Raw genomic sequence first — 12,408 nt, 5'->3', positions numbered from 1 at the left:
CAAGACACAGCCCGGCCGCAAGTCCGGCATGCGCGTCAGTATCGGGTGTCGTCTGCGATACAGCTTCCCGCAGCCGACGCCACTGATCGCGATGCTGAATGTCCACTATGCACGCTTTGGCGATCTGGAACGCGCCGACTACCTCACGACGTCGCCAAGCGTGCCTCTCGAAAGTTACAGGGATGGCTTTGGCAACTGGTGCACGCGTATGGTGGCCCCGGCGGGTGACTTCGTGCTGTCCACGGATGGCATCTTTCGCGACACGGGTCGGCCTGATCCCACTTCCCCAGATGCACAGCAGCACGCAGTTCAGGACCTGCCGTTCGAAACTCTCGTGTTTCTGCAGGGTAGCCGGTATTGTGATACCGACCTTCTGTCCGAGGAGGCATGGCACCTTTTCGAAACCACGAAACCCGGGTGGTCGCGCGTCCAGGCGATCTGTGATTTCGTGCACGGGCGTATCCGCTTTGACTATATGCAGGCAAAGGCGACACGCACGGCATCGCAGGCCATGGCCGAGCGACAGGGCGTCTGCCGCGACTTCGCCCATCTTGCCATCGCTTTGTGCCGCTGCATGAACATTCCGGCCCGCTATTGCACCGGATATCTGAGCGACATCGGTGAACCACTGCCGCATCCACCCGGGGACTTCGCCGCGTGGATTGAGGTGTTCCTTTCGGGGGAATGGCACATGTTCGACCCGCGCAACAACACGCCACGGTTTGCAAGACTTCTGATCGCGCGCGGCCGCGATGCCGCCGATGTCCCGCTGACCCAGACGTTCGGCCAGAACACTTTGACGGAATTCGAAGTCTGGACCGATGAAATGGCCTGACAGACCTCGGTTTCCTTTTTGACGTGCCATCGTAAATGGGGCCACCAATCCCCATATAGACAGTACCAGTGCCAAGCATCCTGGTCCGGCATGGACAAGGAGTTGGCACTGGCCAATCAAAGGATTGATGACATGTCCTTCAAGGACCTGACGAACCGCGCTGCGGCCGCAATGACGCCGAAGCCTGCGGCAACCACGAAGACCCCTGCCAAGGAAACCGAGCCCAAGGCCGCTGACAAGGAAGCGCCAGCGACATCCAAGACGTCTTGAGCATTGAACAGACCGCGCCCCCCTTTTCGGAAGAGGGCGCGGACGATCTGCTGCATGACACGAGAGGATCACGCAAATGGATGACATGACCAGCAAGACCATTGCGGTTTTTTCCCGCCCGTTCACCGTTTCGGGCTTTGCCGAGACGCTTCCGGCGGGAGAGTACGAACTTGAAACGGAGTTGGTTTCACCCCCCGATCAGCATGATCCCGCAGCCTGGAAAGCCTCGGTTCTGGTAAAGCTTCATCCTCGGGCATCGCATCCCGGACTTGCGAGGACGCTTACCGTTTCCCTTGCCGATCTGGACCATGCCCGCGCCAGGGATAAGCTGACTGGCAGGGCTTTGTCCGACTTCTTCCTTGAGGAGATGTTGGCTGATCCGATGATCCGCCTCGTGATGAAGGCCGACGGTGTTTCCGAGGCGCATCTGCGAAATCTCTACTCCGGGCAGGAGACGGCCGATCTTGACCTGGCAACCCCGAAGCCGAAGCCGGCCACCCAAAAGAGGCAGGACGAAGAATCAATCCGGCGCGCCGAAAATGAAGGCATGCCGTTTCGACCGGGCTCGCCGTCACCGTCGCGCGCCCACTCGGCGACGGGAAAATTGTGATGGCCGATAGGTCCGTTGCCGAAACTGAAGACCCGGATATGGCGACCCCAAAGGCCTTGGGTGACGTTTCCCAAGAACGCCAATGCCTGCGATGCGCAACCACGTTCTGGAGCGAAGGTTTTGGAGAGCGGATCTGCCGACGCTGCAAGGGGTCGAGCGCCTGGCGGAACGCCGCGCCCGTGAGCCCGGGCGCATCGCGTCGCAGATGATCGCCACAGGCGCGCGCTGTCTTCCCTGACCCCAACCGGAACATCATTTTGGCCTGTCTCGATATCGTTCACACCACAACCTACAGATACCGTCACACCGTATCCCTCGGTCCGCACAGGATGATGCTGCGTCCCCGAGAAACCCGGGAACTGCGGCTGTACAAGTATACGCTGTCCATTTCTCCGATGGCGACATTCACTTGGGCGCATGATGTGGCCGGGAACGCCGTCGCGACGGCCGTCTTTGATGGCCCGACGGATCATCTGTTGATCGAAAGCCGCGCCAGCGTTGAACTGACCGCGCCAGCCTGGCCGGTCTTTGCCATCGCGGCTTCGGCCACCCGCTACCCCTTTGTCTATGACTCCGATGAATGGACCGATCTGGGGGCGTTGACGGTGCCGCAATACGGCGACGTCGATGGCAAATTTGCCCGATGGATTGACGGGTTCGTCATGCAGCGCCCGACCGACACGTTGTCATTGTTGAAGGACATCAGCGATGGCGTGTTCTCACAGATTTCTTATCAGAGTCGCGATGACGAGGGCACCCAATCACCGATCCAGACACTCGACCGGGGATGGGGCTCCTGCCGCGATTTCGCGGTGCTGCTTGCCGAGGCGGTCCGCAGGCTTGGCTTCGGAGCCCGCATCGTCTCGGGCTATCTGTCCGATCCCGAAATGAGCCTCGTCGGGTCGGCAGGTTCAGGGTCTACCCACGCTTGGGTCGAGATCTTTGTCCCCGGCGCTGGATGGATCGCATTCGATCCAACGAACCGCAGCGTCGGGTCACAGAACCTCATCCCAGTCGCGGTAGGTCGCGACATTCATCACATCGTACCGGTTTCTGGAAGTTTTTCAGGGGGACCGGGGGCGCTTTCCGATCTTGCGGTCGGGGTTACGTTGCGGCTTGCGACACGCGATCAGGCGGCTGCAATGGCGATTGAATGAACCGACTTGGCCCATGGGGTGTGGCGAGGTCACCCTTCGGCTTGTCCGGCAGGGCCTGTCTTGCTCCTCAAACGACACGGGCAACAGATCGCGGTCTCTGAAAATATTTCTTGCCCAAACATTGACTGACTAGTCACTCTACCTATATCGACCCTCATGACTGAACGACAAAAGCAAATCATCGCGGCCGCGATCTCGCTGTTCTTGACCGAAGGCGTCAGCGTGCCGACAGCCCGCATTGCCAAGGCGGCAGGCGTGTCCAACGGAACACTGTTCAATGCCTTTGCGACGAAACAGGATCTGATCGACGCGATCTACCGCAAAACCAAAAGCGACATGTTGGCGGTCTGGCCCAACCCTGCCGGGCGCAATCTTGATCGTGCCATGATGCGGGCAAACTGGGACGCCTATCTGGGCTGGGCCCGCCACGCGCCCGACGATCATCGGGTTATGCATCTGCTGAAAGATTCAGGACTTGCCAGCCCGCAAGTCAAATCGGAGGTCGACGCGCAGGCCGCGCCCTACGGCGCGCCATTGCTAGAGGCGTTTGAGACCGGTGCGATCCGCGGCCCGAGCGTCAATTTCATAAGTGATCTGATCTTCACCCAGATCGACCTTGTCATCGCACACAACCTGACCGGCGCGGGTGAAGACCTCGCCTTCGACATGCTCTGCAACACGATTGGACTAGATTAATGACCAAAGTTTTCGTCACCGGCGCCTCCGGTTTCATCGCCAAACACATCCTGCGGGAGCTGCTTGAGAAAGGGTACGACGTGCGGGCGTCGGTTCGTTCTGAGCGGCGCAAAGCCGAGATCGAGGCGCTGTTTCCGGGTGCGGCTCTTGAATTTGCCTTTCTTGATCTGACGAAAGATGAGGGTTGGGAAACCGCCATGGCAGGCTGCGATGTGTTGATGCATACGGCCTCGCCCTTTCCGCTGGGCGAACCCAAAGACCCCGAGACCCTGATCCGCCCGGCGGTGGACGGCACCCTGCGCGCGCTCAAAGCGGCCAAAGCCGTGGGGATCAAGCGGGTGATCCTGACCTCGTCTTGCGCGGCAATCTACAAAGATGCCTCCAAACCCAAGACCGCGCCCTCGACCGAAGCGAACTGGACCGATGTCAATGACCCGTCGGTTGGCGCTTATGAGGCCTCCAAGACCATGGCGGAGAAAGCCGCCTGGGACTTTGTGGCGGAGAACCCGCAGATGGAGCTGACCACCATCAACCCCGGCGGCGTGTTTGGCCCCAGCATGGACGCGCATTATGGCACATCGCTGGAAATCGTCGAGCAGATGATCACCGGCAAAGTTCCGATGGCACCGCCGATGAATTTGGTGCTTGTCGATGTGCGCGACGTGGCGCGGATGCATGTGGCGGCGATTGATCTTGAGACTGCCAAGGGCGAGCGCTTTGCCGCGTCCACCGATACGCTGCAATTCGTTGAAATGGGCCGCATCCTGAAGAATTGGGACGCGAGCACCAAAGCTCCGACCCGCGCGTTGCCGCAATGGCTGGTGCGTATTCTGGGCCGATTTGTGCCCGATCTCAAACCCATCCTTGCCAATCTGGGCCGCAACCTCGCGGTTTCCGGTGCCAAGGCAGAGCGCGCCTTTGGGTTCAAATTCATCCCGGCAGAGGACGCTCTGATCGCGTCTGCCGAAAGCATTCGTCAGTTTTCGAAATAAAGGCCCGCCATCATGATCACCGCATATCTTTGGGGAACGCCCAACGGCTACAAGGTCGCAATCGCGCTTGAGGAAATGGCGCTTGAATACGACATCACTTGGGTAAACATCGGGGCCGGCGAACAGCATCAGCCGGATTACCTCGGCATCGCGCCAAACGGCAGAATTCCGGCGATTGTCGACCACGACACCGGGATCAGCCTGATGGAGTCTGGCGCAATCCTCCAATATCTGGCGGAGAAATCCGGGAGATTTGGTGGCGAAACGCTTCGGGAGCGCGCAGAGATCACCCAATGGCTGCATTGGCAGATGGGCGGATTGGGGCCGATGATGGGACAGGCCAACCATTTCCGAGGGCTGACCGAGAAGGTGCCCTATGCCGAGACCCGGTATATGGACGAGGTCGTGCGCCTGTTCCGGGTGCTCGACAAGCAGCTTGAGGGGCGCGATTACATCGCCGGGGACTATTCCATCGCGGATATGGCGGCGGCCCCCTGGGCGGGCATGTCGGCCTATATGAATGATGATCGGCTGAACGCCTGCGCGAACGTTCAAGCCTGGATCGCCCGCAACGTCGCCCGCCCCGCCACGGCCCGTGCCATCTCGTTGTCACCCCGGTGAACGGACCGATCCCTTCCGCCAAGCACCAAGCCGTGCCGGGCGGAAGGTCAACGTTATCGCGACGCCGCAGGACGCAGCACCCGATGCTAGGCTGCGCGCTCACGCCGGGGTGACTGGCCACTTCGGGTGGCCGTCCGAATGAAAGCGAGCGGGCGTAGGGTCATGCCCTGACGCCAAAATCTGGTTCGAACCTTGATTGCGGGGCCGGCGGCTCGGGTGGGTCGGCACGAACCGCGCCAAACTGCGGATTCTTGAGAAATCGACGGTCCATTCCACCGACGCGGACGGAATAGACCTACAACAACACAACCGGCCATCTCGCTGGCAGCGCGAACTGCCTGCAGTGGGGAAGAAATCAGTCATTCACCCGGCCTTTACCTGGTGCCGCTACAGTCCGGTGCGAACCAGCCCACCGGGAAAGCACCACTGTGGCGACGACGTATGAAGTTCTCTTTCTTGGAAACGTAGCGGCGCTTGACCCGACCGAGGGCAACACCGTCAGCGAGAATGCGTCCTCGCTCCTCGGGATGACATTTGGTTCGGCCGAGTCTCCCCTGGCCTATGGTTCACAGCATGTCATGAGCCCGGTTGACACATCGTCAGTCGACCCAGCGGCCTATGACAAGGACAATTCCGTCGCGAATGACACCTTCAGTATCGACGGGGGGCCGCCGCAGACCTTCGACACGGTGGTGATCTACAACGTCACCATCCACTATGCCGACGGGACCCCGGATGCGACGGCGAGCGTGTCGCTGATACAGGATACGGACGGCAATCTTTATCTTGTTCCCGAATATACCAACAATCCGGATGTTGCGACGCTGGGGGCCGCTCCGATTGAGAGCATCACGATCGACTCGATCAGTTCCGATCCCTCGTGGATGTTCGCGGACCGGGTCGCGACTGATTTCGTGTGCTTTTCGGCAGGTACCCCTATCCTGACCGCGCAGGGCGAGGTGTGGGCCGAAACGCTGCGGCCCGGGGATCTTGTCATGACTGTTGATCGCGGTTTCCAGCCGCTGAAATGGGTGCACCGGTCCGATCAGAACTGGGATGGCGCGCCGCATAAGGGCAAGCCGATCCTGATTGGCCGGGGGGCCCTTGGAATGGGGCTTCCGAACCGGGATTTGGTCGTCTCACCGCAACACAGAATTCTCGTCCCGCATCCCAATCATCCAGAGGGGGTTTTGGTGCCTGCCAAGTCATTGACCCACCTGCCGAAGGTGCGCCAGATGCGCGGGCTGCGGTCAGCGACTTACGTCCATATGTTGTTCGATCATCACGAGGTGATCCTTTCCGCCGGTGCGCCGACCGAAAGCCTCTATCCCGGCAAACAGGCCCTTCGCACCCTGACCAGCGCAGACCGGGATGCCGTCCGGAAGGTCGTGCTGCGAAGCGGTTCGGGCTTTGCGCCTGCACGCCGCTTCCTGCGTCCGGGCAAGGGCGAACTGACCGCATTGATCCGTGCCCCCGTCTGGACGGAGGAGCGGTTGGCCGCCGCTGGCATCTTGTCGAAAGCCGTGGCGGATCTGGACAGCAAGGGCGGGTCCCAGTCCTATCCACCGAAACGCACCAACCCGTCAGTGCATCCGCAATCAGCCTAGATTGGAGTGACCAAGTCGGCAGACGAGATCATCTGAACCGTCCGGGTCAGATGATCCGCTGCTCCGTTTTCGGATCGAAGAAGACAACCTTGTCCATGTCCAGCGACAGGGTGATTTCCTCGCCCGGGCGAAGACGGGAATTCGCGCCCATTCTGCTGACCACCTCTGTCTCGCCGATCCGGACAGTGACAAAGGTGTCCGCCCCCGCCGGTTCGACCACCTCGACCGTGGCAGGCACATCCGCGATATGACGCGCTTGGGACCCAAGCGCGGCGCGATCCGACAGCGCCTCGGGCCGGACCCCCATGATCACCTGTTGACCATCCGCCGCAGCAAGACCCGCGGCGCCCAGATCAAGCACCGCCTCACCCGGTCCACCGGCGCCAAGCACCACGGACATCCCGCCCTCACCGGCCGAGATCCGCCCCGGAACAAGGTTCATCGACGGCGAACCCATGAAGGTTGCGACGAAGATGTTCGCCGGGTTGTCGTAGATGTCCTGAGGCGTTCCCAATTGTTGGATGTAACCGCCATTCATCACCGCGATCCGGGTCGACAGGGTCAGGGCCTCGATCTGGTCATGGGTGACATAGACGACGGTGGTCTTCAGTTTCTCATGCAGTTTCTTGATCTCTGTGCGCATGTCGACCCGCAGCTTGGCATCAAGGTTCGACAGGGGTTCGTCAAACAGGAAGACATCGGGGTTGCGCACCAACGCGCGGCCCATCGCAACCCGCTGCCGCTGGCCACCGGACAGTTGGCCCGGACGACGATCCAGAAGCTGTTCGATCTGAAGCAGTGCCGCAACATCCCTGAGCGCCTTGTCCCGTTCGGGCTTTGGCACGCCATGCATTTCAAGCCCGAAGGTCATGTTCTGGCCAACCGTCATATTGGGGTAGAGCGCATAGCTTTGGAACACCATCGCGATATTTCGTTTTGACGGATGGACCCCGTTGACCACGCGACCGTTGATTGAAATCTCGCCGCTGGTGATCCCTTCCAGGCCCGCGATCATGTTCAGAAGGGTGGACTTTCCGCAACCCGATGGGCCGACGAGGACCAGAAATTCACCCTCTTCCACGGAAATATCGACCTTATGCAGCACCTCGACGCTGCCATAGGATTTTGTGACGTTGTTGATATCGAGAAACCCCATGGGTCTACCCCTTCACAGAGCCCGCCATCAGGCCGCGAACGAAGTATCGTCCGGCCACGATGTAGACGAGCAGGGTTGGAATTGCGGCAAGGATCGCCCCGGCAAAGTGGACGTTGTATTCCTTCACGCCGGTGGAGGAGCTGACGAGGTTGTTGAGCGCAACCGTCATCGGCATTGAATCGAGGTCGGCAAAGGAGGCCCCGAACAGGAAATCGTTCCAGATGTTCGTAAATTGCCAGATGACCGACACCACCGCGATCGGCCCGGACACCGGCAAAAGGATCCGCCAGAAGATGCGGAAAAACCCGGCCCCGTCGATCATCGCGGCCCGGACAAGCTCGGTCGGGAAAGCGGCGTAGTAGTTGCGGAAATACAGCGTGGTGAACCCCAAACCATAGACCACATGCACCAGAACCAGCCCTGGCGTCGAACCGGCCAGTCCCATCAGCCCCAGCATCCGCGCCATCGGGATCAACACGATCTGAAACGGGATGAAGCAGGAAAACAACATCAGCCCGAACAGGATGTTGTCGCCCCGGAACCGCCATTTTGTCAGCACATAGCCGTTCAACGCGCCAAGAACGGTCGAAATAGCGACCGCCGGAACGACCATCAGCAACGAGTTGAGGAAGTAGGGACGCAGGCCCGTCGGCTCTACCCCGATCTGTGCCGTGGACCATGCCGCCCGCCAGGGATCCAGGGTCCAGTTCTCGGGCAGTGCCATCATGTTACCGCCGGTGATTTCCGACAGTGGTTTCACCGAATTCACCGCCATGACGAAGAAGGGCAGCAGGTAGAACAGCGCGAAAAGCAGCAGAACGAGGTAGATGAAGGTCCGGGTCAGTCGCCCGGTCCGCACCGCGGTATCCTGAGAGACGGCCGACATCAGCGTTTCTCCTTCAGTTCCGCATAAAGGTAAGGGGTCATGATCGCCGCGATGGTCATCAGCATGATCACCGCCGATGATGCCCCGATCCCCATCGAATTGCGGGTAAAGGTGTAGGAATACATGAAGGTCGCGGGCAATTCCGTGGCCCGGCCCGGTCCGCCGCCCGTCAGGGCAATGACAAGGTCATAGGATTTAACCGCGAGGTGGGACAGGATGACGAAGGCCGACAGGAAGGCTGGCCGCAGCAGCGGAATGACGATGCGACGGTACAGCGACCAGTTCGACGCCCCGTCGATCTGTGCCGCCTTGAGTATCTCGTTGTCGATCCCGCGCAGCCCGGCAAGGAACATCGCCATGACAAAGCCGCTTGTCTGCCAGACCGCCGCGATCACCACCGTATAGATCGCCATTTCGCGGTCCTTGATCCAGCCAAAGCTGAAGCTTTCCCAGCCCCAGAGGTGCATGGTGTGTTCCAGCCCGATCCCGGGGTCCAAGAACCACTTCCACGCGGTCCCGGTGACGATGAAGGACAGGGCCATCGGATAAAGATAAATGGGCCGCAGCATGCCTTCGCCACGGATCTTCTGATCAAGGAAGATCGCCAGAAGTAGGCCGATCGCCGTGCAGATCAGGATATAGAGAAGGGCGAAGATCCCCAGGTTGATGATCGCGGTGTGCCAATGACGCAGCCCCCAAAGCCGGGCGTAGTTTTCCAACCCGACCCAATCATAGCTGGGCAGCATCTTGGAATCGGTGAAGCTGAGGTAGACCGTGAAGGCAATGAACCCATAGACGAATACCAAGATCGCGGCCACGGATGGGGATAGGACCAATTTCGGGATCAGGTCCTGAAGACGTGTCCGAAAATCCGCTGTCTGAAGTGTCGACATGCTGCCCCCATTCTTTGATGACTATAGGCGTGTTTGCCGTCCTGAACATGCGCAGGACAGAGCGGGGGCACGACCACAGCCGCGCCCCCGCCAGGCCGTGTTACATCGCGGATTCGACCGCGTTCACCAGCTCTTCCGCTGCGGTGGTCGCGTCGAACTCGCCGTTGAAATGGGCCGTCACGACATCATAGATGGCGTTCTTGACCGCGGCGCGGTTGGCGTGACCATGGGCCATCGACCCCAGAAGGGTGCCGGCGTCCGCCGCTGCGGCCAGTTCAGCCATCCCTTGCTTGCCACAAGCGTCGAAGGCGTCGTTGGGCACGTCGGTCCGGGCCGGGACCGACCCCTTGACCACGTTGAAGGCCGACTGGAACGAGGGCGACATGATCGAGGCCGCCATCGCGCCCTGTGCGGCACGCGCGCCGTCATCGGTCACGTTGAACATGGCGAACTGGTCGGAGTTGAAGGTCACCGTCCCTTCCGAGCCGGGAACACGGAAGCAAAGGAAGTCCTCGCCCGGGACCTGACCGGCGTTCAGGAATTCGCCCTTTGCCCAGTCGCCCATGATCTGGAAGGCTGCTTCGCCATTGATCACCATGGCCGAGGCCAGGTTCCAGTCGCGGCCCGAGAAGTTGTCGTCGACATGGCTGCGCAGGGTCTCCATCCGGCGGAAGGCTTCGACCATCGTGTCGGACCCCAATGCTTCGGGGTCGAGATCGACAAAGGCGGCCTTGTAGAACTCCGGTCCACCGGCCGAGAGGACGACACCGTCGAACATGGTTGCTTCCTGCCACGCCTGACCGCCGTGGGCGAGCGCGACCCGGCCAGAGGCTTCGACGGCCTCCATCGCGGCGACGAAGTCGTCCCAGGTGGCGGGCTGAGCAATGCCCAACTCGTCAAGGATGGACTTGTTGGCCCAGACCCAGTTGGTGGAATGGACGTTCACGGGGGCGGAAATCCAATGCCCGTCATACTTGGCAAAGGCTTGCAGCGCGGCGGGCACTACGGCGTCCCAACCCTCGGCCGCCGCGACATCGTCAAGGTTGCCTAGGGCACCTTCGGCAGCCCAGTCCTGAATGTCGAAGCCAAGCATCTGCACGGCAGTCGGCGGGTTGCCCGCAGTCACCCGGGCGCGAAGAGTGGTCATGGCGGATTCACCGCCGCCCCCGGCGACGGGCATGTCGTTCCAGCCGATCCCCTGCCCCTGCAGGTCGTCCTTCAGAACGTTCAGCGCCGCGGCCTCTCCGCCGGATGTCCACCAGTGCAGAACTTCCACGTCATCGGCCAATGCCGCCGTTGCACCAAATACGCCAAAGGCAACCGCCCCCAGCAATCTTGCTTTCTTGGTCGTCATGGTTTCCTCCCATTTGTAACGAACCGTTTGGTTACTTAGTTATAACGTTATAATCTTGGATTCGAGTCAAGCCCAACATTTGGCTTTCCCAGACCGGACCCATTGCGATGACAAAAGACGCCGCCCCTTTCCTGGGCTCCGCCAAGCCCACGCAGCGCACGATTGCGCGCGCCACCGGACTTGCCGTGACCACGGTGTCAAAGGCACTGGCCGGGGATGAACGGATTGCCGAACAGACCCGGCGAAAGGTCCGCAAAGCCGCTCTGGAACTCGGCTATGTGCCGGACCGCGCGGCGCAACGGCTGCGCACCGGAAAAACCAATGTCATCAGTCTTGTGCTCGACCCACACAGCGAACTTTTGGGGTTTGGCGCCTCGATGATCGCGGGGATCGCCGAGGTGGTCCGGCAGACCCCCTATCACCTGACGATCATGCAGTATCAGCTGGGCGAAGATCCCGTCGCCCCGATCGACTACATCGTTCGCAACCGACTTGCCGACGGGCTGATCTTTGCGCGGACGGAACCTGATGACGCGCGCGTCCACTTCCTGCGCAAGGCAAGATTTCCCTTCATCACTCACGGCCGGACGAATTTCGACGACCACGCCTGGTACGACTACGACAACAGGGACTTCGCGGATCGGGCCGTTCGCATGCTGGCCCGGCAGGGGGCAACGCGGATCGGGCTGGTCCCGCCCAGCCCGGCCTATACCTACCACCGCTTCATGATGGAGGGGTTTGACCTTGCCATCGCGCAGGAGGGTCTGACCGGCCTGCTATCGCCGGGCTTCGACCTGAATGACGACGCGGATATTCTGCATGACAAGTTGCGGGGCTGGCTTCTCGGCGACGCCCCGCCTGACGGGCTCATTTGCCCCGGCGAAGTCTCGGCGATGGCGGCCCATGCGGTCCTCAACGACCTTGGTCGCGACCTGCCTCTGGTCGTGAAGCAGACCTCATCGGTCTTCAATTACTTCCGGCCCCGCCCGATGATCATAGGCGAAGACATCGTTCAGGCCGGGCGGCAGATTACCACGGCGCTGATAAGGTTGATGGCGGGCGAGACTCCGCGAAACCTGCAGATCCTCGCCCCGCCCTATCTACCCTAGCTTTTCGACCAGTTCTGGGATGGCGGTGAAGAGGTCTGCGACGAGGCCGTAGTCGGCGACCTGGAAGATCGGGGCTTCTTCGTCCTTGTTGATCACGACGATGATCTTGCTGTCCTTCATGCCCGCGAGGTGCTGGATCGCGCCCGAGATGCCGACGGCGACGTAGAGGTCGGGGGCCACGACCTTGCCGGTCTGGCCGACCTGCCAGTCGTTCGGGGCGAA

14 protein-coding genes are annotated in these 12,408 nt (G+C 60.8%); 9 read left to right on the top strand and 5 right to left on the bottom strand.

Translation table 11 applies throughout. The features are described 5' to 3' along the window. Positions 1 to 28: 28 nt before the first annotated feature. From EU803_RS16975 to EU803_RS16940, 8 genes are all read left to right on the top strand, one after another. The gene (locus EU803_RS16975; protein ID WP_129685053.1) at positions 29 to 835 is read left to right on the top strand and encodes a transglutaminase family protein; all 807 of its coding nucleotides are present in this window, start codon (positions 29 to 31) and stop codon (positions 833 to 835) included. 90 nt (positions 836 to 925) lie between these two features. Continuing rightward, positions 926 to 1,105 carry a hypothetical protein gene (locus tag EU803_RS16970; protein WP_129685051.1) on the top strand — a complete coding sequence of 60 codons (180 nt, stop codon included), beginning with the start codon at positions 926 to 928 and terminating at the stop codon, positions 1,103 to 1,105. Between the two features lie 76 nt (positions 1,106 to 1,181). Continuing rightward, the gene (locus tag EU803_RS16965) at positions 1,182 to 1,715 is read left to right on the top strand and encodes a hypothetical protein (RefSeq protein WP_129685049.1); all 534 of its coding nucleotides are present in this window, start codon (positions 1,182 to 1,184) and stop codon (positions 1,713 to 1,715) included. 257 nt (positions 1,716 to 1,972) lie between these two features. Next, positions 1,973 to 2,872, top strand: coding sequence for a transglutaminase family protein (locus EU803_RS16960; RefSeq protein WP_129685047.1), 900 nt, complete (start codon positions 1,973 to 1,975; stop codon positions 2,870 to 2,872). A gap of 156 nt (positions 2,873 to 3,028) precedes the next feature. Beyond that, positions 3,029 to 3,568 carry a TetR/AcrR family transcriptional regulator gene (locus EU803_RS16955; RefSeq protein WP_129685046.1) on the top strand — a complete coding sequence of 180 codons (540 nt, stop codon included), beginning with the start codon at positions 3,029 to 3,031 and terminating at the stop codon, positions 3,566 to 3,568. Further along, entirely contained in the window at positions 3,568 to 4,560 is a 993-nt protein-coding gene (locus EU803_RS16950) for an aldehyde reductase (RefSeq protein WP_129685044.1), read from the top strand. The genes EU803_RS16955 and EU803_RS16950 overlap by 1 nt, the downstream gene beginning before the upstream one ends. Positions 4,561 to 4,572: 12 nt before the next feature. Beyond that, positions 4,573 to 5,181: a glutathione S-transferase N-terminal domain-containing protein gene (locus EU803_RS16945; protein WP_129685042.1), complete on the top strand. Its 609-nt coding sequence runs from the start codon at positions 4,573 to 4,575 to the stop codon at positions 5,179 to 5,181. A gap of 578 nt (positions 5,182 to 5,759) precedes the next feature. Continuing rightward, entirely contained in the window at positions 5,760 to 6,788 is a 1,029-nt protein-coding gene (locus EU803_RS16940) for a Hint domain-containing protein (protein ID WP_165352889.1), read from the top strand. Between the two features lie 46 nt (positions 6,789 to 6,834). Here EU803_RS16940 and ugpC read toward each other — a convergent pair whose 3' ends face one another. The 4 genes from ugpC to EU803_RS16920 form a co-directional block, all read right to left on the bottom strand. Beyond that, positions 6,835 to 7,944, bottom strand: coding sequence for a sn-glycerol-3-phosphate ABC transporter ATP-binding protein UgpC (gene ugpC, locus EU803_RS16935; protein ID WP_129685038.1), 1,110 nt, complete (start codon positions 7,942 to 7,944; stop codon positions 6,835 to 6,837). A gap of 4 nt (positions 7,945 to 7,948) precedes the next feature. Continuing rightward, on the bottom strand, positions 7,949 to 8,830 hold the full coding sequence (locus tag EU803_RS16930) for a carbohydrate ABC transporter permease (RefSeq protein ID WP_129685036.1): 882 nt from the start codon (positions 8,828 to 8,830) through the stop codon (positions 7,949 to 7,951). Beyond that, on the bottom strand, positions 8,830 to 9,723 hold the full coding sequence (locus tag EU803_RS16925) for a sugar ABC transporter permease (RefSeq protein ID WP_129685034.1): 894 nt from the start codon (positions 9,721 to 9,723) through the stop codon (positions 8,830 to 8,832). Before EU803_RS16925 ends, EU803_RS16930 begins: the two co-directional genes overlap by 1 nt. 100 nt (positions 9,724 to 9,823) lie before the next feature. After that, on the bottom strand, positions 9,824 to 11,077 hold the full coding sequence (locus EU803_RS16920) for an ABC transporter substrate-binding protein (RefSeq protein WP_129685032.1): 1,254 nt from the start codon (positions 11,075 to 11,077) through the stop codon (positions 9,824 to 9,826). A gap of 107 nt (positions 11,078 to 11,184) precedes the next feature. Between EU803_RS16920 and EU803_RS16915 the strand changes: the two genes are divergently transcribed. After that, entirely contained in the window at positions 11,185 to 12,186 is a 1,002-nt protein-coding gene (locus EU803_RS16915) for a LacI family DNA-binding transcriptional regulator (protein WP_129685029.1), read from the top strand. Here EU803_RS16915 and EU803_RS16910 read toward each other — a convergent pair. Beyond that, positions 12,178 to 12,408 (bottom strand): FAD-binding protein (locus tag EU803_RS16910; protein ID WP_207209236.1); only part of this gene is annotated, 231 nt, incomplete at its 5' end. The two genes, EU803_RS16915 and EU803_RS16910, sit on opposite strands and share 9 nt — an antisense overlap.

The sequence above is a fragment of the Loktanella sp. IMCC34160 genome, from assembly GCF_004145845.1.
GTDB lineage: Bacteria > Pseudomonadota > Alphaproteobacteria > Rhodobacterales > Rhodobacteraceae > SELP01.
The sequence above is the reverse complement of the archived record's forward strand: the minus strand, read 5'-3'. Positions and strand labels throughout refer to the sequence as shown.

What these genes read in the sequence shown, in the direction of transcription:
- EU803_RS16975 (WP_129685053.1), top strand. Translation starts at nt 29, where the DNA reads ATGCGCGTCAGTATCGGGTGTCGTCTGCGATACAGCTTCCCGCAGCCG.
- EU803_RS16970 (WP_129685051.1), top strand. Translation starts at nt 926, where the DNA reads ATGGACAAGGAGTTGGCACTGGCCAATCAAAGGATTGATGACATGTCC.
- EU803_RS16965 (WP_129685049.1), top strand. Translation starts at nt 1,182, where the DNA reads ATGGATGACATGACCAGCAAGACCATTGCGGTTTTTTCCCGCCCGTTC.
- EU803_RS16955 (WP_129685046.1), top strand. Translation starts at nt 3,029, where the DNA reads ATGACTGAACGACAAAAGCAAATCATCGCGGCCGCGATCTCGCTGTTC.
- EU803_RS16950 (WP_129685044.1), top strand. Translation starts at nt 3,568, where the DNA reads ATGACCAAAGTTTTCGTCACCGGCGCCTCCGGTTTCATCGCCAAACAC.
- EU803_RS16945 (WP_129685042.1), top strand. Translation starts at nt 4,573, where the DNA reads ATGATCACCGCATATCTTTGGGGAACGCCCAACGGCTACAAGGTCGCA.
- EU803_RS16940 (WP_165352889.1), top strand. Translation starts at nt 5,760, where the DNA reads ATGAGCCCGGTTGACACATCGTCAGTCGACCCAGCGGCCTATGACAAG.
- ugpC (WP_129685038.1), bottom strand. Translation starts at nt 7,944, where the DNA reads ATGGGGTTTCTCGATATCAACAACGTCACAAAATCCTATGGCAGCGTC.
- EU803_RS16930 (WP_129685036.1), bottom strand. Translation starts at nt 8,830, where the DNA reads ATGTCGGCCGTCTCTCAGGATACCGCGGTGCGGACCGGGCGACTGACC.
- EU803_RS16925 (WP_129685034.1), bottom strand. Translation starts at nt 9,723, where the DNA reads ATGTCGACACTTCAGACAGCGGATTTTCGGACACGTCTTCAGGACCTG.
- EU803_RS16920 (WP_129685032.1), bottom strand. Translation starts at nt 11,077, where the DNA reads ATGACGACCAAGAAAGCAAGATTGCTGGGGGCGGTTGCCTTTGGCGTA.
- EU803_RS16915 (WP_129685029.1), top strand. Translation starts at nt 11,185, where the DNA reads ATGACAAAAGACGCCGCCCCTTTCCTGGGCTCCGCCAAGCCCACGCAG.